Genomic DNA, 24,051 nt, shown 5'->3' on the forward strand with positions numbered 1-24,051 from the left:
TCTGTGTACAGTGCTATTTTGTGAAAGTAATTCGATTTTCGCCATCTATTTCGACAAGAATTCACTCAGGTACTAATTATCACTGCATTTAAGTGGCGATTTTCGAATTAGATTACTGCAACCAGGAGGATAGAGGCAATTTAAACGGTGAAAATCAAACTAATGTCTCGTTTAAGCCAAATCTATGGATTCCAGCTACAGACGTCTCCTGGCAGTCCTTTCTTGCGAGTTAGATGGCGCATTACTGCAACTTGCTGCGTTCCAGACGCTGGAGCGATGAATCGTCTCAGTTGGACGAACTGTTCTCAAACAGCACGTGGTATTCCCCGTAGCCTTCCTTCTCCAGATCCTCTTTCGGCACAAACCGCAGGGCCGCCGAATTGATGCAGTACCGCAGGCCATTTGGCCCCGGCCCATCGGTGAACACATGGCCGAGATGGGAATCGGCAGCGCGGCTGCGAACCTCAGTGCGGATCATCATATGGCTGAGGTCGGTTTTCTCCTTAACGGAATAATCGCGCAGCGGCCGGGTGAAGCTTGGCCAGCCGCAGCCGGAGTCGTATTTGTCCTGTGAGCTGAACAGCGGTTCGCCGGAGACGATATCCACATAGATGCCATCGCCGTGATGATCCCAGAATTCATTGTGGAACGGCGACTCGGTGGCATTGTTCTGCGTGACCTCGTATTGCAGCGGCGTTAACCGTTGCTTCAGGCTCGCTTTATCCTCGTTGTGCTTCCAGTGCTGCTCGATAAACGCCTCGCGGCCGGAAGCCTTGCGGTAACGTTTATAATGGCCCGGATTTTTGCGGTGGTAGCCTTGATGGTACTCCTCCGCAGGGTAGAACGGCTTGGCTGGTAGGATCGGGGTTACAACCGGTCCCGAGAAACGTCCGCTGGCCGCAACCTCTGCTTTGGAAGCCTCGGCAGCCTGCCGCTGCTCCTCGGAGTGGTAGAAGATCGCCGTTTCATAAGAGGAGCCCCGGTCATGGAACTGTCCGCCGGCATCGGTAGGGTCGATTTGCTGCCAGAACAGCTCCAGCAGCTTGCTGTAAGGGAAAATAGACGGGTCAAACGTAATCTGCACCGCTTCTACGTGGCCGGTCGTTTCCGAGCAGACCTCTTCGTAGGTGGGGTTGACGGTATGACCGCCGGTATACCCGGAGACGACGGAGAGGATGCCGGGCAGCTCTTCGAACGGCGATACCATGCACCAGAAGCAGCCGCCGGCAAAGGTGGCCTTTTCACTGGTTTGGCCGGGAGTGCTGTTTATATGTTCAGACTGAATATCACTCACTTGTATCCCTCCAGTTCGTATTGTGCAATTAAATAGATCACAATTTATAACTAATTATAAAGGAAATTTACGATGGCTGCCAGTTGGCTGTGCCTCTTCTGCGTGTTGGCAGGTGATTATACGGATTTATTCCTGGACCTGCTGTACTTTACGGACCATCCGGCAGTGAATAGAACTGCAGCATACACAAGTACAGCAATTACTGCATGCTGCGGGCGGCGGAGCAATTCTTCGCCGAGGAAGGCGTAGAGCGCGATCCCGGGGATTTTGCCGAGGCTAGTAGCGGCAAGATAGCTCCAGAAGGGCAGCCCGGCAGCTCCGGCATATACATTTACCGCAGCCTGAGGAATCACCGGGGCCAGCCTGGCCAGTACCACTGCAGCGAACGGCTGGCGTTCTACTGCTGCGGTGAACTTGTCCAGGGCCGGCACCGTAGCCAGATAGGCTCTGGCCTTGTTGCGGGCCAGGTGTTTTACTAGGCCGTACATCAGCGCAGCGGCAAGTGTAGTGGCCGTCCAACTGGTCAGCGCCCCTCCGGCAGCGCCGAGGCTGTACCCGAATACGCCGATCACCAGCTTATACGGCAGCACCGGAATTAAGGCCAGCAGTGTGGCGGCGCCGATCACCAGCGCCGGATTATGATCCCCGCGCAGCCAGGCCAAAATATCATATCTGTAGATAAACGTGCAGATTACAGCTGAAACATAAACCGCGGCGGTCAGCCATTTGCTCATCATAGATTGCCCTTTCATCCGGTTATTCATCTCATCATACTGAAAAAAATGCAAAACATGAAGCAAAGATCATTTGTGCGGGAGCGTTGTGCCTGTATAATACATCTATAAAAGCATAAGGGGAGATCTCAATGAATCATTCCGGCGTCATCCGGGTCGGATTAGTCGGCCTGGGCGATATTGCCCGTAAAGTGTATCTGCCCTTGCTCTCCCGGCATGAGCAGGTGGAGGTGGCGGGCGTTCTCAGCCAGTCCCCGGCTACTGTACAGAGAGCGCTAACCTCCTACCGGTTTTCCAAAGGAACTACAGATCTTAATGAACTGCTGTCCTGGGACCTGGACGCGGTATTTGTGCATAGCCCAACGGAGACTCATTATGACATTGTCATGAAGTGTCTGGAAGCAGGGGTTTCAGTATATGTAGACAAGCCGCTGTCTTATCATTTGGAGGAGTCGCGGCGGATGGCGGAGCTGGCCGGGGACAAAGGGCTGCTGCTGGGCGTCGGCTTCAACCGCCGCTTTGCTCCAATGTATACGGCGGCCAAAGCCTGGCTGACGAAGGGCGGCGGCATCAGCCATTGTCTTGCCGTGAAGCACCGGACCCGTCCGCAGGCCTGCAGCAGCAAAGAGACAGTGTATGACGATCTGATCCATATGCTGGATCTGCTGTTGTGGTTAAACGGCGGCGATTACGAGCTGCTGCAGGGCAGCCTGAAAGCCGACGCTGCCGGGCGGATGCTGCGTTCTTCGGGCATGCTGGGCTGGAACGAAGGCCCCACTGGCATGTTCAGCATGGTCCGCGATGCCGGGGCCGATCTGGAGAAGCTGGAGCTGCACGGAAACGGACGGTCCGTTGAGGTAACGGATATGGAACGGGCGGTCTTGTATGAGAAAGGCGCGCTGCCCCGCACCCAAGGCTTCGGCAGCTGGGATACCGTGCAGGAGCGCAGGGGATTCAGCGGAGCGGTCAATCATTTTTTGAAATGCATTCATTCACCGGAGCAATGCGGCATCTCCGCCTCAGCGGTATTGTCCAGCCATGAGCTGGCCGCGAAGCTTGCCGATTGACGTAAATCAGCTAGAGAGGAGCTTATATGATGGACGATTACCGCAAGACTATGGAAGAACAAATTATCGAAAGCTATAAACGGGATGAAGAAATGATGATCCTGGTCTTCGCCCAATGGTGTGTAAACAACGGATTTGATCCGCAAGCGCTGTATTTGCAGGCGTATCCGGAACAGGAAGACAATGCCGCACTTGGCAGAGCCCTGGCTTTGACCGTTCCCAAAGAAGAGGCAGGGAATATTTCGAGTGATACGGTGCTGGGTGTTCTTTCCCTCTACGGCAACGACGATCTGGCATTTGTCGTTACCGAGGCGTTAGCCGCCAAATCAGCCAAACCCGGAACAGGGGATTGACAGCGGGGATATAATAGGTATGGCAAATGAACTTTTTTTGTAAAACGATGTTCATTCTGTGTTAAATGTGTTAAAATTATATATACTAACTAATTGTAAGCTTTACAGGCGAGAGGTGAGAACAATGGAAGAACATCAACTGACGATGTGCCCAAGATTCGAAACAGCCTTCTCTTTCTTAGGCAAGCGTTGGAATGGACTGATAATCCAGACATTGATGAGCGGACCGAAGCGCTTCAAGGATATTTCCGGCCTGATTCCGTCGATGAGCGACAAGATGCTGTCCGAACGGATGAAAGATCTGGAATGTGAAGGTATTCTGGTCAGACATGTGTACCCGGAAACTCCGGTAAGAATTGAATATGAATTGACGCCGAAAGGCCGGGCTTTGGAGCCGGTCATGCAGCAGATTCAGTCCTGGGCCGAGCATTGGGTCGAATAGACCGGATGCGGCAGCCCTTAAGAAATGCCTCTTTTTCCGCTTACGGAGATAGAGGCTTTTTTAACTTTATTTACAAGATTGTTGCACATTGTATGTGAGATTGTAATATAATAAAACAAATTTTATAGATTGCGGAAGTATGTAATGGACGGATAGGCATTCTCGGATGGATTGTGATTATGGACACGCCATGCGGTACATCGGAAGAAATATATTCCAGCAGGAGGCGAGGAAGATGACAACCACTTTGTTTTCCCGGGAAATAACCTATGGGAAAGAAGCCGTCGCAGAATTGGAACGGGCTGCAATCAGGGTACAGCTCTTGTATGACAGAACGCTGGCCATGCTACATAGGCATCTTCCGGATTCCCTGTGGGACTCATGGATCGGTGTACCCTATGACATTATCTCTTCATTATATAAAGGCGATAATTCCGGCGGTACGGTGTTTCAGAAATGGATTCAAAGCCCGTCCGGCTGGAAGTGTATCGGCTGTGAACGGCACTGTCTGGAGGCGGATCCGGCAGCGGAAGAGGGCGCGCGGAAGCGGCGGTATGTGTTTCATAACGGCTTCCGCCAGAGCATGGTGCTGCAGGCCGTAATCTGGTCGCTGTATGAGAATACGCTGCTTTTTCATCCGGTTCTGCGGGAAGATTCTTTTTTGGATGCTGACGATTTAGAACTGGTGTCCAGTTATTTTGTGCCCACCTATCTTACCGACCGGCCATTGCGGGAGAGCGGCAGAATCAGCAAAGAATACCGGGAACAGAACATCCGGGTCTATCAGGAATGGATTTCTGCACCTGACCTGGAGCTTCACTGGAACGGAGGACTGACAGAGGGCCGCTGGATGACTGGCGTCTATATGAATGAATCACGTTTTGCCGGGCTCGGTCCTTATCTGAAGGATGCCCAGGGGAAGCGGACGTATATGAAGGCGATGGTGCAGTGAGAGATTATTGTAGCTTGGCACTAATGACAGAGCTTGCCTATTCCATACTGAAGCAGACCGGAAGAGACTAGTTTCGCAAATACTGATTCCCGTTCATCAACCCTCCACACCTCCAGTGCGTAGAATCACTACTTCACTGCCGGGTTCGCGTTAAGGTGTATAAGTAAGCAATAACTTATATCACACATGTGAGGGAGGGCCATTAAATGGCAGCCAATCAATTACAGGATAGAGCACCGCTTCAATTTACCGGGGAGAACTTCGTACGGGACATCGTTCTGCAATTCCCGAAAGCGGCGGATTATTTTAAAGCACAAAAGATTGATTTCTGCTGCGGAGGCGCGAAGCCATTGGCTGAAGCCGCTGCGGAAAAAGGCTTGGAAACAGAAGGACTGCTCGGAGATCTGCATAAGCTGGTTCAAGAGCATCCGGTACTGGAAGAGGATACAGCCTGGAATGACGCCCCGTCCCGTGAGCTGATTGATTACATTGTGAACAAGCACCACCGCTATCTGCGGGAGGAGCTGCCGCAAATCGCCCAGAACGTGACTAAAGTCTTCCGGGTGCACGGCGAGGATTCCCCGCATCTGGCCGAGATGTACCGGCTGTTCCATCTGCTGCGCGAGGATCTACTGAAGCATACCGCGCAGGAAGAGGAAGCAGAGTTCCCCAAAATGCTGGCGTATGAAGAGAACCCGAGCGCCGAAGGGCTTGCGGAGCTGCGCGGGCTGCTGAATACACTGGAGGAAGAGCATGACAGCGCGGGGGCGATTCTGCGGGAGCTGCGTCAGGTGACCAATGATTTTACTCCGCCGGCGCATGCCTGCACCACTTACCGGCTGACCTATGCCCGGCTGGAAGAGCTGGAAGGGATGACCTTTGAGCATGTGCATCTGGAGAACAACATTCTGTTCCTTCGCTATCAATAAGAGGATATTTGCAGCTGATTAAGTCCCTCCGGGGACTTTTTTCATTTGAGAAGAGCGCCGGTTTGCGTTATCCTTGAATAGACTGTGTACAGAAGCGATAAGATGCCTATCCGGCAAGCAGCAGCGCAAGGCGTATGGACGGGGGAGGACGAGACGGGAAATGGCCGCGAGGGTTGAGAAGCATAGACACATATGGTTTACCATTTTAATGCTTTTGGTGCTGGCTGGCTGTTCGCGGGAGGACGCCGGTTCCGGAGATAAAGCGGCGGCCCACAGCGCAGGCGGCCCGGCGATTTCGGTAGTGGTCGGCGACCGCGATCTGTCCGGCAATGCGGCCCGGCAGCTATCGGAGGCTTATCAGGACGGCAATTCGCTGCAGGAGCTATTCATTAACAGCGGGGTGGTCACCAGTTACAGCGGCATTGAGGGGATTGCGGCAGTGAACGGAGTAATGCTCGGAGCTGATTTGAGATGGGAATTGCAAGTGAACGGTAAAGTCGTTACCGATTGGACAGTTCAGGCGAAACGGGAGGACAACATTGTGTATACCGCACAGCCCGGGCCGGGCGAGGAAATGCCGCAATTTGTTATCCTTACTGTCAACGGTGGTACGGAGCAACCGGAACTCTCGCTATCTCTGGTTCTTCCCTATACAGAGGATATGACAGTCAGAAACTTGCTGAAGAACAGTGATATTGTTGAACTGGCCGAGGACAATAAGACTGTAGTCAAAGCCCAAGGGTATGCCCCGCTCAGCAACGAGGAATGGAAGCTCCAGGTTAACAACAAAGGCCTGCGGGACAGCGGAATCGATATGATGCTTAAGCCGCAGGATGAGCTGGAAATCATGCTCACCTTGCAATAGAACATATCTGAATCGGCTCAAAGGTATAGCCCCACTTTGTGGGGTTATTTGGTGTTGAACAGTTTCGGAGAAATATGTGAAAACATTCACAATTAATGTGATTGTAATCACAAATGCTCTTTAAATTTAAAACGTATAATTTGACTACGAACTGATATTTGCATGAGATATCGAAGTCTTAAGGAGGTTCATCCAAGTGAGTCTGGAGAGAGAAAAACTAGTATTGATCGGCAACGGCATGGCGGGCGTAGGCACCTTAGAGCAGATTTTGAAGCTGGGCGGCGCGTATGATATTACAGTGATCGGCAGCGAACCGCATCCCAACTACAACCGGATTATGTTGTCCTATGTCCTTGAGGGCAGCAAGACCATTGAGGATATTATTCTGAATGACCTTGGGTGGTATGCGGACAATCACATCACTCTGCACACAGGCACAACTGCTGTGCGTATTGATGAAGCCTCCCGGCAGATCGTTACAGACAACGGGCTAAACATTCCATTTGACAAAATTATTATAGCAACCGGGTCCAACTCTTTCATCTTGCCGATCCCCGGCAATACGAAGGAAGGCGTCGTGGGCTTCCGCGACATCGCCGATTGCGATGCCATGCTGGCGGCGGCCAAGCAGTACCGCACGGCGGCGGTGATTGGCGGAGGACTGCTCGGTCTGGAAGCAGCCAAAGGGCTGGTCGGCTTGGGCATGGACGTTACTGTAGTGCATCTGCTGGAAGACTTGATGGAGCGGCAGCTTGATCATACAGCTTCCTCGATGCTGAAGGCTGAGCTGGAGCGCCAAGGCGTGAAGTTTGCGATGGGCAAGCAGACGGTGGAATTAGTCGGCGAAGAGCGGGTCAGCGGATTGCGCTTTAGCGACGATACCGTGCTTCCGGCGGAATTTGTGGTCATGGCGGTGGGCATCAAGCCGAATGTGCAGCTGGCCAAGGACAGCGGAATCACTGTGAACCGCGGGATTGTGGTCGACGATTTCATGCAGACCTCCATGAAGAACGTCTATTCCGTAGGAGAATGTACGGAACACCGCGGCGTCTGCTACGGTCTGGTTGCTCCGCTATTCGAACAGGGCATGGTCCTCGCCAAGCATCTCTGCGGCGCAGCAACCCAGCCGTATGAAGGATCGGTTGTAGCAACCAAGCTGAAGATTTCCGGTGTGGACGTTTTCTCGGCCGGTGAATTTACCGAAACCGCTGAGCACACTGTAATCTCCTCCAAGGATGAATGGAAGCGGACGTACAAGAAAATTTTGCTCAAAAACAACGTGATTGTCGGTGCCGTACTGTTCGGTGATATTACGGATTCGGCCGCTCTGCAGAAGCTGGTGAAGCAGGGTGCGGAAATGACTGATGAGATTTATGCCGATGTGATGGGCGGAAGCGGCTGCTGTGGCGGCGGAGCCAAGAAGGGCGTTTCCGTAGCTGCCATGGCCGATGAGGAAATCGTCTGCGGCTGTAACGGCGTAACAAAGAAAGCGATTGTCGATGCCGTAACCGAGAACGGCTTCACAACGGTGGATGAGATTAAAGCCTGCACCGGAGCGACCCGTTCCTGCGGCGGCTGCAAGCCGATGGTCGAACAAATTCTGCAATATGTGCTCGGCGACAGCTTCCAGGAGAGCGCGAAGCAAGGGATTTGCAGCTGCACCACCCTCAGCCGCGATGAGATCGTGGCCGAGATTCAAGCTAAAGGTCTGCGCACGACCAAAGAGGTTATGCATGTGCTGGACTGGAAGCAGCCTGAAGGCTGCTCCAAGTGCCGTCCGGCCGTCAATTACTATCTCGGCATGCTATACCCGGATACGCACGAGGACGAGAAAGAATCGCGTTTTGTCAACGAGCGGATGAGCGCAAATATCCAGAAGGACGGTACCTTTACAGTAGTGCCGCGTATGTACGGCGGGGTTACTACACCTGAGGATCTCAAACGGATCGCCGATGTCTCCATTAAATATGATGTCAAAGTGGTAAAAGTGACCGGCGGCCAGCGGCTCGACCTGATCGGCGTGAAGAAAGAGGATGTGCCGAAGGTATGGGAGGAGCTGGATATGCCTTCCGGTTATGCTTACGCCAAATCGCTGCGGACGGTGAAGACTTGTGTCGGTTCCCAATTCTGCCGCTTCGGTACGCAGGATTCGATGGGTATGGGCGCGCTGCTGGAACGCAAATACGAGCGGCTGGACTTCCCGGCCAAGTTCAAGATGGCAGTGAACGGCTGCCCGCGCAACTGTGCGGAATCCTGCACGAAGGATATCGGCATCGTCGGCAACGACGGCGGATGGGAAGTGTTTATCGGCGGCAACGGCGGTATCAAACCGCGGATTGCGGATTCCTTCTGCAAGGTGAAGACCGATGAAGAACTGGTGGAGGTCTGCTCCGCCGTCATGCAGTACTACCGGGAGACCGGCAACTATCTGGAAAGAACCTCGGAATGGGTGGAACGCCTCGGATTGGAACAGATCAAATCCGCCATTCTGGACAACGCGGACAACCGGAAAGAACTGGCGGCACGCATCGATTTTGCGCTCGCCCAAGTATCCGATCCGTGGCAGAAGATGCTGAAGGACGACAAGACCCGTACAGCTCTGTATGAGCGGACGACGGTCTAGCACGGGAGGAGAGATGATGATGGAAACGGTAAATAACGAATTTGTAATCGGTCAGGTACAGGATTTTCTGCCGCAAATCGGCCGTGTGGTTCTGGCTGGGAACGTGGAGCTGGCTGTCTTCCGTACATCGGACGGCAGCATCTACGCTGTAGAGAACCGCAATCCGCATCCTAAGGGCGGTCCACTGGCGGAAGGCATTGTATCCGGCAAGTATCTGTACGATCCGCTCTACGACTGGAAGATTGACCTGCGTACCGGAGAAGTTCAGGCTCCTGATCAGGGACGTGTGGCGGCTTATCCGGTTACGCTGAACGGAGACAGCGTGAGTGTCAGCCTGAACGGCACCGCAGTGCATAGCTAGTATTTTATAAGAGGAATGGCGGGATAAAGTATGTTTACACAAAATGTGGAGAACATCGTAGAAGCTGCAGTCCAGAAGCGCGACAAAATGAATGAGAGCCTGCCGAGGTATATTCTGTCGGCCCTGTTAGCCGGTGCTTATGTCGGTATCGGAATTATTCTGATCTTCACCCTGGGTGCGCCGCTGGCTGCGGCGAAATCCCCCTTCCAGCCTCTGGTGATGGGCGCTTCCTTCGGGATCGCCCTCACTCTGGTGGTGTTTGCCGGCTCAGAGCTCTTCACCGGTAACAATATGTTCTTCACGGCCAGCACGCTGGCGGGAAGAACAAGCATCAAGGATACGGCGAAGAATTGGGTCATCGTCTTCCTCGGCAATGTGGCCGGGGCGGTTATTCTTGCTTTGCTGATCCAGGGAACGGGCCTGTTCAAGGCGGCTCCGGCGGACCATCTGATCTTTACGGCCGCTGCCAAAAAAATGACCCTGCCGTACTCGGAACTCTTCTTCCGCGGCATTCTTTGTAACTGGCTAGTCTGTCTGGCGCTGTGGATGTCGGCGCGCTCCAAGAGCGAGCCTGCCAAGCTGGTGCTGATCTGGTGGTGCCTCTTCGCCTTTATCGCCAGCGGCTATGAGCATAGTGTGGCCAATATGACCCTGCTCAGCGTTGCCGTGCTGCTTCCGAACCATCCGGAGACCGTCACCTTCGCCGGCTGGCTGCACAATATGATCCCGGTAACCCTGGGGAATATCATTGGCGGCGGTGTGTTTGTCGGCATGGCGTACTGGCTGATTTCGCCGGTGAAGGCAAAGCGCAAATAAAGATGTATAAGTGTGCAATTATATGTGAAAAAAGTAACATAAAAACAGCGCTCCCCGTAGTTTGAGGGACGCTGTTTTGCATTATAAGGCCAGGCGAGCTACCATGGAAAAAGGAGCAGTACACAAAGGTTGCCCCGAAACGTATATCAGGGCCAATCAGAAAGAGGGGAGCATCATGCGCAGCTTCAATCATTTCGGTGTTTACGGGATAGCCGTGCACGGCGGGAAACTGCTGGTTATCCGCAAGGGAAGAGGGGCTTATACCGGAAGATGGGATTTGCCGGGCGGCCGCCTGGAGGCAAACGAGTCGCTGGCGGACGGCCTCGTACGGGAGTTTATGGAGGAGACCGGATATAAAATTACGGTGCAGAACAGTCTGGGAGCTTATGATTTTTTTGTGCGGTATCAGGAGAAAAACTTCACTTATATGCACCATCTTGCAGCGCTGTACACGGTTAACCTTATAGAGCAGCAGCCTTCAACGGTGGGGACTTTTGCCGAACAGGATTCATTAGGAGCCGAATGGGTGGATGCTGCGGCATTGAACCCGGATACAGCTTCGCCTGTCGCGCTGCTGGCGGCAAAATACATAAGCGGCGGCGAACTGTCCGTGCAGGCCGAATATTGGCCGGAATGGGAGGTCAAAGACTGAGGCTGCACAGGATTGTTCTATGACAGAGGCTTTGTCAGGGAGGCCGGTCCAAGTACATTGCTAGGCGCCCGATAGGCACTTTGAGTCATAAAAAAAGACGCCGTGCAGGCGTCTTTGACCACTCTATTATTATTATTAAATTATTTGGGCCATATATGTTTCAGTGAGGAGAATAGAGGGTATTATAACAAAGGAATTAAATGCGGCAAATTTCGTTAGGACAGAGTTCGCAGTGGCAGATGTCCTGCAGCATGCCAAGGTCCTTGATCACGATCATGCCGTTCTCGTATTCCACAGCATCCTTCTTGCGCAGATCGCTCAGCATACGGTTGACGCTCTCACGCGTTGCACCGATCATGTTGGAGAGATCAGTATGCGTTATTTTTTTGTTGATCAGGATGCTGTCGCCGTTCTTCTCACCATAGGTATTGCCAAGACGGATCAGCGTAGAGCATAGCGCACCCGGTTTGCCGTACATCATCAGATCACGGAATTTGGTCTGGGTCAGACGGTGGTGAATGCCCATCCATTTCATGAAGTCGATGGCAAAATCGCAATGCTGGCAGATCAGAATCTCCAGATCCTTCTGTTCAATGACACCGACCTCGCTCTCCTCGATGACTTCGGCAGTGAAGCTATGCTTCGTGCTGAAGAACGGGTCTGCCTGGCCTACCATGTCACCAGCCTGATACATATAAAGGATCAGTTCCTTGCCTTCATCCGTCGATTTGGTCAGCTTCACGCGGCCACGTTTAAGATAGAACAGTTTATCCGAATAATCACCTTCCCAGAAGAGGTGCGAACCCTCAGGAACGATGCGTTCCTTCATTGTAACGAGAAGCCGGTTAAAGTTCTGCTCAGAGAAGCAATTCGTGTTGCCGTGGGCTTCGATAACATTGTAATGTTCCTTTATCATAATCGATATCCCCTTTATTCCCTCAGTTTTTCAGTAAATTTTAAATTAATTATACCTTGAAATTCCTCTTTATGGTTAAAAATTTTCGCGAAAAAGTGTCGAAATTTCAACATTGTGATAATTTTCACTTTTTGCGTAGGATTTGTTCTGATTTTACCCTGAACCCTCCGATAAATCCACCTCTAATTGGTTAAATAGCAGCTTTCGTAGATCTTACCCCATCCTGCCTGATTTCCTGAATTATTTAAAAATGCACATATCTATATTGCCTGATTGAAGATGGTACGCACCAGCTATCCTGATATACAGGGCGGAGTCAAAGGTATACCGGCGGGATTGCATGAATTGTAAGCGCTTGATAGACTAATGTTCATAGGTGCCGGGAGTGCCTGTAATCATCATTATTCTATTATAGATAGGAAGTTGAAGCGATGATCAAGAAGGAATGGATCGAATTATGGCCGGACGCAGTGCCGGGGGCATTGGGCAGCAGCGATGAAGACCGCCCGGCGGTGATGCCGTACCTGCTGCCCGGAGACCGGAACGCCGCCGTTATTGTCTGTCCGGGAGGGGGCTACGGGATGCAGGCCGACCATGAAGGGGTCCCAGTGGCCGAATGGCTGAACACGCTTGGCATTTCGGCGTTTGTGCTGCGCTACCGGGTGGCGCCATATCCATATTCATATGCGCTGCGTGATGCCCAGCGGGCTCTGCAGACCGTGCGCCTGCGGGCGGACGAATTCGGCATCGACCCAGTCCGGCTAGGAATACTGGGCTTCTCGGCGGGAGGCCATCTGGCTTCGACGTCCGCCGTACTGTATAGTCACGGTGACAAGGAATCCGCGGACCCGCTCGAGCGCGAGTCGAGCCGTCCGGATTTCGCCATTCTATGCTATCCGGTTATCTCAATGGATGACGCAGTGACGCACCAAGGCTCAAAGACCAATCTGCTGGGCACGGAGCCTGCGGAAGAACTGGTGAAGCTGCTGAGCAGTGAGCTTCAAGTGACAGCAGAGACGCCGCCGGTCTTCCTGTGGCACACCGCAGACGACGCTGCTGTGCCGGTAGAGAACAGCTTGCGTATGGCTGCATCGCTTGCCCGCCATGGAGTGCCGTATGATCTGCATGTGTATACACACGGCAGGCACGGGCTGGGACTGGCCGGCGAGGAGCCGCATACGTGTCACTGGACCGATGCCTGCGCTTCCTGGCTGAAGCTGCATGGTTATGCTGTTTAGGCATAGACGGTTGAATGCTCAATGGTAGTTTACGGGGGGACTGTCTCAGGGCAGTCCTTTGCTGTGCCAGTCGAGGTTATGATCTGTTTGTGTCCTATGCGCCTGCTGTCAGCGGACCGAACTATAAGCGGAAGACAAATGCTTGAATCCCGCCGCTCCCCAAAATCCTAATAATAAATTTATACTTGAGGCTTTATAAATTTATATTTTCAATTCCGGATAGCGCGGGCAGGGGGGATACGCTTCCTTTTTTATTTTCAAATTTAAGAGGCTTAATGCGCAAAGGTAGGTTCGATTAAAGCAGAGGGCAATATCAATAAATATAATAAGAACGATATGAAAAAGTAACTAACACCACAATATGGATAAAAAAATGCCGAAGATGCCGCTTTTTAACGTTTCTGTTGTCAAGTCCATGTCACAGAAACGTCGAAATAAAGCGTTTCAATTACCTATATATGTTAAAAGAGGTTCTATATGTTTGAATGTAAGCGCTTTGAAAATAAATCAAAAAAAACTTTATACTTTGTGAAAGATTTCACTTTAAAAGCCGGAAAGGTTGTGCTAAGATAAACGTGTAGAGATAAACAACCTAAAAATTGACAGGAGGACGAGGGAGATGGCAGTGAAGAACGAAGTGGCCGCCCAAGTGAAACAAACCACCGCTGAAGAGTATATTCAGACTCTGGTGGATAAAGCTAAGAAAGCTCAGGAAGCGTATATGGCGCTGGATCAGGAGCAAGTGAATACGATTGTTCATGCAATGGCTCTGGCCGGACTCGACAAACACATGTATCTGGCAAAACTGGCCGTCGAAGAAACGGGCCGCGGGGTCTACGAGGATAAAATCACGAAGAACATCTTTGCAACGGAATACATCTGGCACAACATTAAGTATGACAAGACAGTAGGCGTCATCGAAGACAACCCTTATGACAACTTCCAGAAAATTGCCGAGCCGGTCGGAATCGTTATGGGCATCACACCGGTAACCAACCCAACATCCACCACGATGTTTAAAGCACTGATCGCCGCTAAGACACGTAATCCTATTATATTCGGTTTCCACCCGTCCGCGCAAGAGTGCAGTGCCGCAGCCGCCAAAATTCTTCACGATGCCGCCGTTAAAGCCGGCGCTCCTGAGAACTGTATTCAATGGATCGAGCTGCCGACGATGGACAAAACCAACGCACTGATGAACAACCCGGACGTTGCGCTGATCCTGGCAACAGGCGGCGGAGCGATGGTCAAAGCAGCTTACAGCTGCGGCAAGCCGGCACTCGGCGTAGGCCCGGGCAACGTGCCTGCCTTCATTGAGAAGAGTGCGGATATTGACCAGGCCGTTACTGATATTATTCTTTCGAAGACGTTTGACAACGGCATGATCTGCGCTTCCGAGCAAGCGGTTATTATTGAAGAAGCCATCTTCGACCAAGTGAAGAAGAAGATGATCGCCAACGGCTGCTACTTCGTCAACAAGGATGAAGCTGCCAAGCTGACTAACGGAGCAATGAATGTAGAAAAATGTGCGGTTAACCCGGCAATCGTCGGCCAGTCCGCCGTGAAGATCGCTGAAATGTGCGGAATCCAGGTTCCTGCAGGCACGAAGATTCTGGTAGCGGAAATCGAAGGCGTAGGTACTAAATATCCTCTGTCTGCCGAGAAGCTGAGCCCGGTTCTGGCTTGCTACAAGGTGAAGAACGCCGACCAAGGTATCGAACGTGCGGCTGAAATCGTAGAATTCGGCGGCATGGGACACAGCTCGGCTATTCACTCGAACAATGAAGAAGTCATCATGAAATTCTCGAACCGTCTGCAGACCGGACGTATTCTGGTGAACTCGCCTTCGACGCACGGCGCCATCGGCGATATCTACAACACCAACATCCCTTCGCTCACGCTGGGCTGCGGCTCGTACGGACGCAACTCCGTATCGCAGAACGTAACTGCCATCAATCTGATCAATGTGAAAAGGGTGAACCGTCGTACCGTGAATATGCAATGGTTTAAAGTACCGGACAAAATCTACTTCGAAAAAGGCTCCACTCAGTATCTGGCCAAAATGCCTGACATTACCCGCGTTGCGATTATTACTGACCCTATGATGGTTAAACTGGGTTATGTGGAAAGAGTTGAGCATTATCTGCGTCAACGCCAGACTCCTGTAGCTATCGAAGTGTTCTCGGAAGTTGAACCGGATCCGTCGACTACTACGGTAGAAAAAGGCACAGCCATGATGAACAGATTCCAGCCGGACTGCATCATCGCACTCGGCGGCGGTTCCCCTATGGATGCTGCCAAGGGCATGTGGCTGTTCTACGAACATCCGGATGCAGATTTCAACAATCTGAAACAGAAATTCATGGATATCCGCAAACGCGTATACAAATATCCGACACTCGGCAAAAAAGCGAAATTCGTTGCGATTCCGACAACTTCGGGTACCGGTTCGGAAGTAACCTCCTTCGCGGTTATTACCGACAAAACTGCAGGAGCTAACACCAAATATCCGTTGGCTGATTATGAGCTGACTCCTGACGTAGCTATCGTCGATCCGGAATTTGTATATAGCTTGCCAAGAACTGCAGTAGCCGATACAGGTATGGACGTTCTGACCCATGCGATTGAAGCCTATGTGTCGGTAATGGCCAGCGACTACTCTGACGGTCTGGCAATCAAAGCTATCCAGCTCGTATTCCAGTACCTGGAGAAGTCGGCGCTGACCGGCGACAAGCTGGCCCGCGAGAAAATGCACAACGCTTCTACGCTTGCAGGTATGGCTTTCGCCAATGCTTTCCTGGGCATCAACCACAGCTTGGCGCACAAATGGGGCGGCCAGTACCATACGGCTCATGGACGTACCAACGCTATCCTGATGCCGCATGTTATCCGCTACAACGCCAAGAAACCGACGAAGTTTGCTTCGTTCCCGAAATACTCGCATTTTGTAGCTGACGAGCGTTATGCTGAAATCGCCCGTATCCTGGGCCTGCCTGCCCGCACTACGGAAGAAGGCGTTACAAGCCTGATCAACGCTATCCGCGAGATGAACAAGAAGCTGGGTATCGAAGAATCGTTCCAGCAGCTGGGCTTTGATCCTAAGGATTTCGAATCCCGCGTAGACTACCTGGCAGACCGTGCATTTGAAGACCAATGCACCACTGCCAATCCGAAGCTGCCGCTGGTTTCCGAGCTGGCTGACGTATACCGCAACGCGTTCTACGGACGTTTTGACAACTAATTCACGGTTATTTGCCTGAGGATTGGTTAAAAGGTTAATATGGAAGTGGATGGAAGTGACAAATATCACCGAAAAAGTGATATTTGTCACAGTCCATTTTCAGAAAATAAACTAAAATGTTTGTATAAACAACATTGATTCCTGGGATACAGAAGCGATTGTGAAATTTGGAACAACTTTATCTCTTATGGAATCAAGAGACACGGGATAAACCTTCAAACCCGTGATCTCCACAAAAATAGATGGAGGGATTAAGCATGTCGGTGATTGAAAGAGAAGTACAAGAAGTGAAGTCCGGTTGGAGAGGTTTTAACAAGGGCAAATGGTCCAAGAAAGTCGACGTTAACGAGTTTATCTCCAAGAACATTGCACCTTATGAAGGAAATGAAGATTTCCTCGTAGGACCTACCAGCAACACTACTGAACTGTGGAAGATTATCTCCCAATTGAGCAAGGAAGAAAGAGAAAGAGGCGGCGTCTGGGATGTATCCCTGGATACAGTCTCCACAATCACTTCCCACAACCCGGGTTACATCGACAAGGATAAGGAACAAATCGTAGGGGTACAGACTGACGCTCCTTTCAGACGTTCCATTCAACCGTTCGGCGGCATCAAGATGATGATCGACGCTACCAGAGCTTATGGCTTCGAGCTTCCGCAGAACATTGTCGATATGTTTACGAATATCCGCAAAACGCATAACCAAGGCGTATTTGATGCATATACACCAGAAATGAGAGCTGTGCGTAAATCCGGCGTTATCACAGGTCTTCCTGATGCTTACGGCCGCGGACGCATCATCGGCGACTACCGCCGCATTGCTCTGTACGGTATCGATTTCCTCATTAAAGACAAGAAACAGCAACAAGCTGAGCTTGAAGTGGATTCCATGACTGAAGAGGTAATCCGTTTGCGCGAAGAGCTGTCGGAGCAAATCCGCGCACTGGGCGAGCTGAAAGAAATGGCTGCTACGCACGGGATGGACATTTCCAAGCCAGCGAACAACTTCAAGGAAGCTACTCAATGGGTATACTTCGGTTACCTCGCAGCCGTTAAAGAACAGAACGGTGCGGCAATGTCTCTGGGACGCGTATCCTCCTTCCTCGACATTTATGCACAACGCGATTTTGAAGAAGGTACTCTTACCGAAGAGCAAGCGCAAGAAATTGTTGACCATTTCGTAATGAAACTGCGTATCGTGAAATTCCTGCGTACGCCTGACTATAACGAATTGTTCTCCGGCGACCCTACCTGGGTAACGGAATCCATCGGCGGTATGTCCGAGGACGGAACTACCCGCGTCACCAAGAACAGCTTCCGTTTCCTGCATACCCTGTACAACCTGGGTCCGGCTCCGGAACCAAACCTGACGGTTCTGTGGTCCGAAAGACTGCCTGAAGCGTTCAAGAAGTACTGTGCCAAAGTATCCATCGAAACCAGTGCCATCCAATATGAGAACGACGATGTAATGCGTCCATATTGGGGCGATGATTACGCCATTGCCTGCTGCGTATCCCCAATGCGCATTGGTAAGCAAATGCAATTCTTCGGTGCCCGTGCCAACCTGGCCAAAGCATTGCTGTATGCCATCAACGGCGGTGTAGACGAGAAGTCCGGCGCACAAGTAGGTCCTGAATATCCGGCAATCACTTCCGAATATCTGGACTACAACGAAGTGATGAAACGCTTCAAGCCGATGATGGAATGGCTGGCTAAGACTTATGTCAACACCCTGAACATCATCCACTATATGCATGACAAATATTCCTACGAACGCATCGAAATGGCGCTGCATGACCGCGACATTCTGCGTACCATGGCTTGCGGTATCGCTGGTCTGTCCGTTGCTGCCGACTCCCTGAGCGCTATCAAATATGCGAAGGTTAAGCCGATCCGCAACGAACAAGGCATTGCCGTTGACTTCGAAACTGAAGGTGAGTTCCCTTGCTACGGCAACAACGACGACGCTGTTGACAGCATCGCAGTTGAGCTGGTTGAAACCTTCATGTCGATGATCCGCAAACACAAAACTTACCGTGATGCTATGCCGACTCAATCGGTTCTGACCATCACTTCGAACGTAGTATACGGTAAGAAGACAGGTACTACACCTGACGGTCGTAAGAAGGGCGAACCTTTCGCACCTGGTGCCAACCCAATGCACGGACGCGACAAGAAAGGCGCACTGGCTTCCCTGAACTCTGTTGCCAAGCTGCCTTACTCCGATGCACAGGACGGTATTTCCAACACGTTCTCCATCGTGCCAAAGGCTCTGGGTAAAGACGAAGAAACACGCAAGTCCAACCTGGTGTTCATGATGGACGGATACTTCCACAACAACGCTCAGCACTTGAACGTTAACGTATTTAACCGCGAGCAGCTGATCGACGCTATGGATCATCCGGAGAACTACCCGCAGCTGACGGTCCGCGTATCCGGTTATGCTGTTAACTTCATCAAGCTGACCCGTGAGCAACAGCTGGATGTTATCAACCGTACGTTCCACAGCTCCATGTAATATACACTTAAGCTATAAGCTTGGGTCTTGGTATACAGCGCAATAGCTGTGAGAGGATGCCGCCCTTGTCCGCAGGGGCGGTAAAATCTTGCTTTCATTTCATTAAAATTTTAAGTTTTTTCTTCGAAAGGATGTCATCATATGGCTAATGGACATATACATTCCTTAGAAACCTTCGGCACAGTCGACGGTCCCGGTATCCGCTTCGTGCTCTTCATGCAAGGCTGCCTGCTGAAATGCCAGTATTGCCATAACCCGGATACCTGGGGGCTTAATGAAGGCAAGGAAATGAGCCTTGAACAGGTACTGGCTGAAATTGAGCCATACATCAATTATTACCGTACTTCCGGCGGCGGATTGACGGTATCCGGCGGCGAACCCACACTGCAGGCGCATTTCGTCAAGCAACTGTTTACGGAAGTGAAGAAGCGCTGGAACCTGCACACCACGCTGGATACAAACGGCTATAACGACGGTTCGAAGATCAGTGATCTGCTGGATGTGACCGACCTAGTTCTGCTGGACCTGAAGCATATCGACAATGAGGCTCACATTAAGCTTACCGGCAAATCCAATGAGCGCACATTAAAGCTGGCCCGCTGGCTGTCCGACAATAACCGTAAAATGTGGATCCGCCACGTCTACGTTCCGGGGATTCATAATAAGGAAGAGGATCTGCTCAATCTGGGCCGGTTCATCGGCACCTTAAACGGAGTGGAGAAATTCGAAATCCTTCCTTACCACCAGATGGGCATTTATAAATGGGAAATGCTTGGCCGTCCCTATGAGCTGGAAGGCGTGCCTTCTCCGGATGACGAAGAAGTGCAGCGTGCTTACCGGTTGATTGAAGAAGGCCGCAAGCAGACCGCTTTGGTATAATAGCATGCAATGCAGCAGTGGATAAGCCGTTCCCGGGTATCGTTATTCGGGAGCGGCTTTTTGTTTTGAATTCCGTATTACCCTGGAAGCAGTGGCTTATCTTACTTTCAGCACAGGGATGAAATGCTATAATGACTCAAGATTAATTAGTCATATTAATATATTTACATAGGAGGCTCCGCGAATGATTACCCATATGCCTGATTCCTATCCTTGCCCCTTCTGCCTGCTTCTGCAGGGCACGAAGGATTCCCGGGTCGAATCAAAGATAACAGATATCTTTTACAGGGATAAGAACATTACAGCCTTTATTGCTTCGCGGTGGTTCGTGAACAATCCCGGCCATGTGCTGATCATACCGAATGAACACATTGAGAATATTTACTCCCTGCCGGGCGAAATTTCCGACGCCATTCACCGGTTTGAAATTGAAACTGCCAAGGCACTGAAGCAGGTATACGGCTGCGACGGCGTATCCAGCAGGCAGCATAACGAACCGGCGGGGAATCAGGATGTGTGGCATTATCATTTACATGTGTTTCCGCGTTACCGGAACGATGAGCTGTATACATCCGCACACCGCAAGACTACAGCTGACGAACGCAAGGTGTATGCGGATAAATTACGGAACCATTTTAATTTTGACGAGAAAGATGTAGGAGTTATTGACGTATAACATCGCTTTTTAGTGTCGGGAAATAGTATCTGTAATAAAATCTAACCTTATACGTTATTAAAAGTACCTTGTATTCGCTTACATTAGACGTTTTTATCCCTTTTGTAGATAAATCTCAACCTTACGGGACGGATAGACCTTTTCTATAATTAAACCTGTAGAGCACAATCGAAATGGGGAGGGTCACCCGATATGAAAAAGAGTCTGGTATTGCTGCTGTCACTCATCGCCGTCACCTCAGGTCTGCTGGCCGGATGCGGAGGAAACAACAATAATGAAGGAAATAATGCTGCTGCTGGAACCAATGCACCTAACAACACGGCTGCAACAAATGCTCCGGCTACAGAAGAGCCGGCCAGTGCTGAGCCGTTCGAAATGACCATCCGGCATACGCAGGTCGGCGCGGACAAACAGAAGCGTCTGGCCATCCTGCAGGATGTCGTCAACAAGGTGCAGGAAGAAGTGCCGGGATTGACCTTTAAGCTGGATGGGGTAGACTCCGACGTTAACCGGAAGGAGAAGCTGCGCGGGGAGATGGCCGCCGGCAATCCGCCGGAAGTCTTCGATCTGTTCGGCAGCCCGGATTCCAAAATCTACGCCAAAGAGGGCAAGCTGCTTGATCTGACCCCGATTCTTGAAGAGCTGGGCATCATGGATAAATTCTCCAACCTCGATCCGTTCACTTATGAAGGCAAAATCTACGGGCTGCCGATTGGCGGTTCCGGTGAGGGTTTCTTCTACAATAAAGAATACTATGCAAGCAAAGGCTGGAGTGCACCGGCGACCTTCGCCGATCTGGAGAAGCAGCTGGCCGACATTAAGGCTGACGGCAAGGTGCCGCTGGCCGGCGCTTCCAAGGCCGGCTGGGTGCCGCTGATGCTCGCTAATCACCTGTGGTCGCGTTACGCCGGACCGGACGTAACTGCGAAGTTCGCCACAGGCGAAGCCAAGTGGAGCGATCCGAATGTGGTCAAGGGCTTCGCGAAATACAGGGAATGGGTCGACAACGGCTACTTCAAGAAAGGCGAGCTTGGCTTTGAATACGCTGAATACACGACCCAATTCACCAGCGGCGAAGCCATTCTGATGTATGACGGCACGTGGAAATCGTCCGTCTTCAAGGAAGGCCAATCCGGCGAAGGGCTGATCGGCAAAGTAGGCTTCTTCAACATCCCGCCGGTGGACGGCGGCGTAGGCGATCAGACGGCGCTGATGCGCGATGTAAACAACGGATACGGCTTCTCGGCAACGGCAGGGGAAGACGAGCGGCAACTGGCCGCGGTGAAGTCGTTCATAAAGAATATGTACAATGAAGAAATGCAATTGCGCGGACTGGTTGAGGATGGAGTGCTTCCGGCGATGAAGCTGGACCAGTCGGTGCTGGATGCGAACATTACCGATGATCTGATGAAGGAAATCGTGGCCGTGCTGAACAGCTCCGCATCGTCGTTCCCGGCGTTTGACTCGCTGGTGCAGGCTGATGTGACTACCGAGATCAGTAACATCCAGATCCAGAAGCTGATCGGCGGACAGACGACACCGGAGAAGATGGGCGAGGCACTGCAGAAAGTTCAAGAGGAAGCTAATGCAGCGGTGGAATAAGCGGGGCTGATCCGAATGTACCCTGGTGCCCTTGGCTCCAGGGTACTTCCATCTATATATACAGTCTTCGGGGTCCCCGCAAAGTACCTGAATCAGCTTCGATGCAAAGCTTCACTTTGTGGGGGCCTATCACTGCTACAGATGTCTAGCCATCGGAGGTAAACGATGAATAAAGCACTCAGAAGTCCCCTCGTATTTATCCTGTTCGTCATTCCGGCGCTTGTGCTGTTCCTGATGTTCTTCATCTATCCGATTTTCAGTTCATTGTACTACAGCTTAACCAGCTGGAATGGCGTATCCGAGACGGTGAAGTACACCGGCTTTGATAATTACACCAAAGCGCTGGGCGATGAACGGTTCTGGGTATCGGTGAAGAACAACGGCTGTTTTATTTTGTTCTCCGTCTTTATCCAGGTCCCGTTGATCGTGTTCTTCTCCCTGCTGATCGCCAATGTAAAGAAGCTCAAAGGACTGTATAAGACAGCGGTCTTTATGCCGTCCATCATGTCCACGGCCGTGATCGGCATCCTGTGGGGGTTCATTTATGAGCCGAATATCGGGCTGTTCAATAATATTCTCGGTCTATTCGGCATTGAGCCGGTATACTGGCTGTCCGATGAACGGTTCGCGATGCTGTCCATCCTGATCACGAATGCCTGGCAGTGGACCGGATTTTATATCGTAATGGTGCTGGCGGCCATTCTGGCGATTCCTCGCGAACTGGAGGAGGCGGCAGCCATCGACGGCGCCACCGGCTTCCAGCGGGCCACGCGCATTACCCTGCCGCTGATCGTGCCGATTATCTCCGTTGTCATCATGCTGTCCATCGCCGGGGCGATGAAGGCGGCCGACATCGTCATTGTCATGACCAAGGGCGGACCGGCGGGCTCCACCGAAGTCATGGCCACCTATATGATCAAATATGCGATTACCAACTTTAAATATGGATACGGCAATACCATTGCGGTTCTGATCTTCGTGTTCACACTGGTGGTTACCGTCCTGTATCAACTGCTGTTTGCCCGGCGGAGCGAAAGGATTGAGTACTAATGATACGGACCGTGAAGAAAGGTTTGCCCCACGTTGTCCTGCTGGGTTATCTGTGCGTCATTCTTTTTCCGTTCCTGTTCGTGCTGTTCTCCTCGGTGAAGAAGGACAATAACTCAATCGCGCTGAATCCGTTTGGCATCCCGCAGGAACTGGTCTGGAATAACTATGTGGAAGCATGGGTGAACGCGAGAATCAGCACCTTTTTTTTCAACAGCTTGTATATTTCCGTTCTTGCCTCTGTAGTGTCTATACTGATTGCTTCGATGTTCTCCTTCGCGGTCACGCGGATGCGCCACGGGAAATGGAACACGATTCTGTTCTCGCTGATGCTGCTGGGCATGCTTATTCCCAACAATGCACTGATGCTTCCGATTTACATTATTGTGAGCAAGCTGCATATTCTCGATACGCATCTGGCCCTGATTATTCCGTATATCGCCAATGCGATCCCGTTCACGGCCATTATTCTGGCGGCATTCATGCGTTCACTGCCCTCGGAAATTGAGGAAGCGGCGGTCATGGACGGCTTGAAGGCTCCGGGTATCTTTGCTAAGATTATTGTACCTCTGACGGTTCCCGCCATGGTTACGGTATTCATTGTGAATTTCCTGGGAAATTGGAATGAATTCCTGCTGGCCAATTATTTTCTGAAGGATGACGAACTGCGCACGCTTCCGGTGGGAATGGTCCAATTCCGCGATCAATATCAGATGAATTACGCGCAAATGTCCGCAGGGATTGTGTACAGTGTACTCCCGGTCGTTGTGATCTACGCCATACTGCAGGAGAAGATTATTGAAGGCGTCACGGCGGGCAGCGTAAAAGGATAATCCAAGTCCAGT

Annotated in this window: 21 protein-coding genes; 18 read left to right on the top strand and 3 right to left on the bottom strand. The window is 51.4% G+C overall.

The window, feature by feature from the left end; genetic code table 11:
- Positions 1-286: 286 nt before the first annotated feature.
- Both msrB and F1381_RS07895 read right to left on the bottom strand, forming a co-directional pair.
- Positions 287-1,285 carry a peptide-methionine (R)-S-oxide reductase MsrB gene (gene msrB / locus F1381_RS07890; protein WP_425495259.1) on the bottom strand — a complete coding sequence of 333 codons (999 nt, stop codon included), beginning with the start codon at positions 1,283-1,285 and terminating at the stop codon, positions 287-289.
- A gap of 125 nt (positions 1,286-1,410) precedes the next feature.
- Positions 1,411-2,046, bottom strand: a complete 636-nt coding sequence (locus F1381_RS07895; RefSeq protein WP_246187952.1) for a TVP38/TMEM64 family protein — start codon at positions 2,044-2,046, stop codon at positions 1,411-1,413.
- Positions 2,047-2,159: 113 nt separating this feature from the next.
- Between F1381_RS07895 and F1381_RS07900 the strand changes: the two genes are divergently transcribed.
- The 10 genes from F1381_RS07900 (at position 2,160) to F1381_RS07945 (ending at position 11,088) form a co-directional block, all read left to right on the top strand.
- On the top strand, positions 2,160-3,095 hold the full coding sequence (locus F1381_RS07900) for a Gfo/Idh/MocA family protein (RefSeq protein WP_151734296.1): 936 nt from the start codon (positions 2,160-2,162) through the stop codon (positions 3,093-3,095).
- A gap of 29 nt (positions 3,096-3,124) precedes the next feature.
- Positions 3,125-3,448 carry a hypothetical protein gene (locus tag F1381_RS07905; protein ID WP_151734624.1) on the top strand — a complete coding sequence of 108 codons (324 nt, stop codon included), beginning with the start codon at positions 3,125-3,127 and terminating at the stop codon, positions 3,446-3,448.
- Positions 3,449-3,572: 124 nt separating this feature from the next.
- A complete protein-coding gene (locus tag F1381_RS07910) occupies positions 3,573-3,890 on the top strand; it encodes a winged helix-turn-helix transcriptional regulator (RefSeq protein WP_151734297.1) in 318 nt (105 codons plus the stop codon).
- Positions 3,891-4,125: 235 nt separating this feature from the next.
- Positions 4,126-4,842 (top strand): hypothetical protein, encoded by a 717-nt coding sequence (locus F1381_RS07915; protein ID WP_151734298.1) that lies wholly within the window; start codon positions 4,126-4,128, stop codon positions 4,840-4,842.
- Between the two features lie 206 nt (positions 4,843-5,048).
- Complete coding sequence (gene ric / locus F1381_RS07920) at positions 5,049-5,771, top strand: iron-sulfur cluster repair di-iron protein (protein WP_151734299.1); 723 nt, start codon at positions 5,049-5,051, stop codon at positions 5,769-5,771.
- A gap of 208 nt (positions 5,772-5,979) precedes the next feature.
- On the top strand, positions 5,980-6,636 hold the full coding sequence (locus F1381_RS07925) for a hypothetical protein (protein ID WP_187355244.1): 657 nt from the start codon (positions 5,980-5,982) through the stop codon (positions 6,634-6,636).
- Between the two features lie 196 nt (positions 6,637-6,832).
- A complete protein-coding gene (gene nirB / locus F1381_RS07930) occupies positions 6,833-9,259 on the top strand; it encodes a nitrite reductase large subunit NirB (protein ID WP_281349887.1) in 2,427 nt (808 codons plus the stop codon).
- A gap of 19 nt (positions 9,260-9,278) precedes the next feature.
- Positions 9,279-9,620, top strand: a complete 342-nt coding sequence (nirD, locus tag F1381_RS07935) for a nitrite reductase small subunit NirD (protein WP_151734626.1) — start codon at positions 9,279-9,281, stop codon at positions 9,618-9,620.
- A gap of 30 nt (positions 9,621-9,650) precedes the next feature.
- A complete protein-coding gene (locus F1381_RS07940) occupies positions 9,651-10,436 on the top strand; it encodes a formate/nitrite transporter family protein (protein ID WP_151734301.1) in 786 nt (261 codons plus the stop codon).
- A gap of 175 nt (positions 10,437-10,611) precedes the next feature.
- Complete coding sequence (locus F1381_RS07945) at positions 10,612-11,088, top strand: NUDIX hydrolase (RefSeq protein ID WP_187355245.1); 477 nt, start codon at positions 10,612-10,614, stop codon at positions 11,086-11,088.
- A gap of 196 nt (positions 11,089-11,284) precedes the next feature.
- On the opposite strand, the gene F1381_RS07950 is transcribed toward F1381_RS07945, so the two are convergent.
- Positions 11,285-12,004: a Crp/Fnr family transcriptional regulator gene (locus F1381_RS07950; protein ID WP_425495254.1), complete on the bottom strand. Its 720-nt coding sequence runs from the start codon at positions 12,002-12,004 to the stop codon at positions 11,285-11,287.
- A gap of 431 nt (positions 12,005-12,435) precedes the next feature.
- Between F1381_RS07950 and F1381_RS07955 the strand changes: the two genes are divergently transcribed.
- The 8 genes from F1381_RS07955 to F1381_RS07990 all read left to right on the top strand — a co-directional run bounded on the left by F1381_RS07955 (position 12,436) and on the right by F1381_RS07990 (position 24,039).
- Positions 12,436-13,242, top strand: a complete 807-nt coding sequence (locus F1381_RS07955) for an alpha/beta hydrolase (protein ID WP_151734303.1) — start codon at positions 12,436-12,438, stop codon at positions 13,240-13,242.
- 619 nt (positions 13,243-13,861) lie between these two features.
- A complete protein-coding gene (adhE, locus tag F1381_RS07960) occupies positions 13,862-16,483 on the top strand; it encodes a bifunctional acetaldehyde-CoA/alcohol dehydrogenase (RefSeq protein ID WP_151734304.1) in 2,622 nt (873 codons plus the stop codon).
- 257 nt (positions 16,484-16,740) lie between these two features.
- Positions 16,741-19,002, top strand: coding sequence for a formate C-acetyltransferase (gene pflB, locus F1381_RS07965; RefSeq protein WP_151734305.1), 2,262 nt, complete (start codon positions 16,741-16,743; stop codon positions 19,000-19,002).
- A 141-nt stretch (positions 19,003-19,143) separates the two neighbouring features.
- Positions 19,144-19,881, top strand: a complete 738-nt coding sequence (gene pflA / locus F1381_RS07970; RefSeq protein WP_151734306.1) for a pyruvate formate-lyase-activating protein — start codon at positions 19,144-19,146, stop codon at positions 19,879-19,881.
- Positions 19,882-20,065: 184 nt separating this feature from the next.
- Positions 20,066-20,557 carry an HIT family protein gene (locus tag F1381_RS07975; protein ID WP_151734307.1) on the top strand — a complete coding sequence of 164 codons (492 nt, stop codon included), beginning with the start codon at positions 20,066-20,068 and terminating at the stop codon, positions 20,555-20,557.
- A gap of 192 nt (positions 20,558-20,749) precedes the next feature.
- The gene (locus tag F1381_RS07980; RefSeq protein ID WP_151734308.1) at positions 20,750-22,159 is read left to right on the top strand and encodes an extracellular solute-binding protein; all 1,410 of its coding nucleotides are present in this window, start codon (positions 20,750-20,752) and stop codon (positions 22,157-22,159) included.
- A 165-nt stretch (positions 22,160-22,324) separates the two neighbouring features.
- On the top strand, positions 22,325-23,209 hold the full coding sequence (locus tag F1381_RS07985; protein ID WP_151734309.1) for a carbohydrate ABC transporter permease: 885 nt from the start codon (positions 22,325-22,327) through the stop codon (positions 23,207-23,209).
- Positions 23,209-24,039 (top strand): carbohydrate ABC transporter permease, encoded by an 831-nt coding sequence (locus tag F1381_RS07990; RefSeq protein ID WP_187355246.1) that lies wholly within the window; start codon positions 23,209-23,211, stop codon positions 24,037-24,039. The genes F1381_RS07985 and F1381_RS07990 overlap by 1 nt, the downstream gene beginning before the upstream one ends.
- Positions 24,040-24,051: the final 12 nt, after the last annotated feature.

Source organism: Paenibacillus tengchongensis (assembly GCF_008973665.1).
GTDB classification, from domain to species: domain Bacteria; phylum Bacillota; class Bacilli; order Paenibacillales; family Paenibacillaceae; genus Paenibacillus_AQ; species Paenibacillus_AQ tengchongensis.

What these genes read in the sequence shown, in the direction of transcription:
- F1381_RS07915 (WP_151734298.1), top strand. Translation starts at nt 4,126, where the DNA reads ATGACAACCACTTTGTTTTCCCGGGAAATAACCTATGGGAAAGAAGCC.
- F1381_RS07925 (WP_187355244.1), top strand. Translation starts at nt 5,980, where the DNA reads ATGCTTTTGGTGCTGGCTGGCTGTTCGCGGGAGGACGCCGGTTCCGGA.
- F1381_RS07980 (WP_151734308.1), top strand. Translation starts at nt 20,750, where the DNA reads ATGAAAAAGAGTCTGGTATTGCTGCTGTCACTCATCGCCGTCACCTCA.
- pflA (WP_151734306.1), top strand. Translation starts at nt 19,144, where the DNA reads ATGGCTAATGGACATATACATTCCTTAGAAACCTTCGGCACAGTCGAC.
- F1381_RS07975 (WP_151734307.1), top strand. Translation starts at nt 20,066, where the DNA reads ATGATTACCCATATGCCTGATTCCTATCCTTGCCCCTTCTGCCTGCTT.
- F1381_RS07905 (WP_151734624.1), top strand. Translation starts at nt 3,125, where the DNA reads ATGGACGATTACCGCAAGACTATGGAAGAACAAATTATCGAAAGCTAT.
- nirD (WP_151734626.1), top strand. Translation starts at nt 9,279, where the DNA reads ATGGAAACGGTAAATAACGAATTTGTAATCGGTCAGGTACAGGATTTT.
- ric (WP_151734299.1), top strand. Translation starts at nt 5,049, where the DNA reads ATGGCAGCCAATCAATTACAGGATAGAGCACCGCTTCAATTTACCGGG.
- F1381_RS07900 (WP_151734296.1), top strand. Translation starts at nt 2,160, where the DNA reads ATGAATCATTCCGGCGTCATCCGGGTCGGATTAGTCGGCCTGGGCGAT.
- adhE (WP_151734304.1), top strand. Translation starts at nt 13,862, where the DNA reads ATGGCAGTGAAGAACGAAGTGGCCGCCCAAGTGAAACAAACCACCGCT.
- F1381_RS07990 (WP_187355246.1), top strand. Translation starts at nt 23,209, where the DNA reads ATGATACGGACCGTGAAGAAAGGTTTGCCCCACGTTGTCCTGCTGGGT.
- F1381_RS07945 (WP_187355245.1), top strand. Translation starts at nt 10,612, where the DNA reads ATGCGCAGCTTCAATCATTTCGGTGTTTACGGGATAGCCGTGCACGGC.
- F1381_RS07950 (WP_425495254.1), bottom strand. Translation starts at nt 12,004, where the DNA reads ATGATAAAGGAACATTACAATGTTATCGAAGCCCACGGCAACACGAAT.
- F1381_RS07895 (WP_246187952.1), bottom strand. Translation starts at nt 2,046, where the DNA reads ATGAAAGGGCAATCTATGATGAGCAAATGGCTGACCGCCGCGGTTTAT.
- F1381_RS07940 (WP_151734301.1), top strand. Translation starts at nt 9,651, where the DNA reads ATGTTTACACAAAATGTGGAGAACATCGTAGAAGCTGCAGTCCAGAAG.
- F1381_RS07955 (WP_151734303.1), top strand. Translation starts at nt 12,436, where the DNA reads ATGATCAAGAAGGAATGGATCGAATTATGGCCGGACGCAGTGCCGGGG.
- F1381_RS07910 (WP_151734297.1), top strand. Translation starts at nt 3,573, where the DNA reads ATGGAAGAACATCAACTGACGATGTGCCCAAGATTCGAAACAGCCTTC.
- pflB (WP_151734305.1), top strand. Translation starts at nt 16,741, where the DNA reads ATGTCGGTGATTGAAAGAGAAGTACAAGAAGTGAAGTCCGGTTGGAGA.
- F1381_RS07985 (WP_151734309.1), top strand. Translation starts at nt 22,325, where the DNA reads ATGAATAAAGCACTCAGAAGTCCCCTCGTATTTATCCTGTTCGTCATT.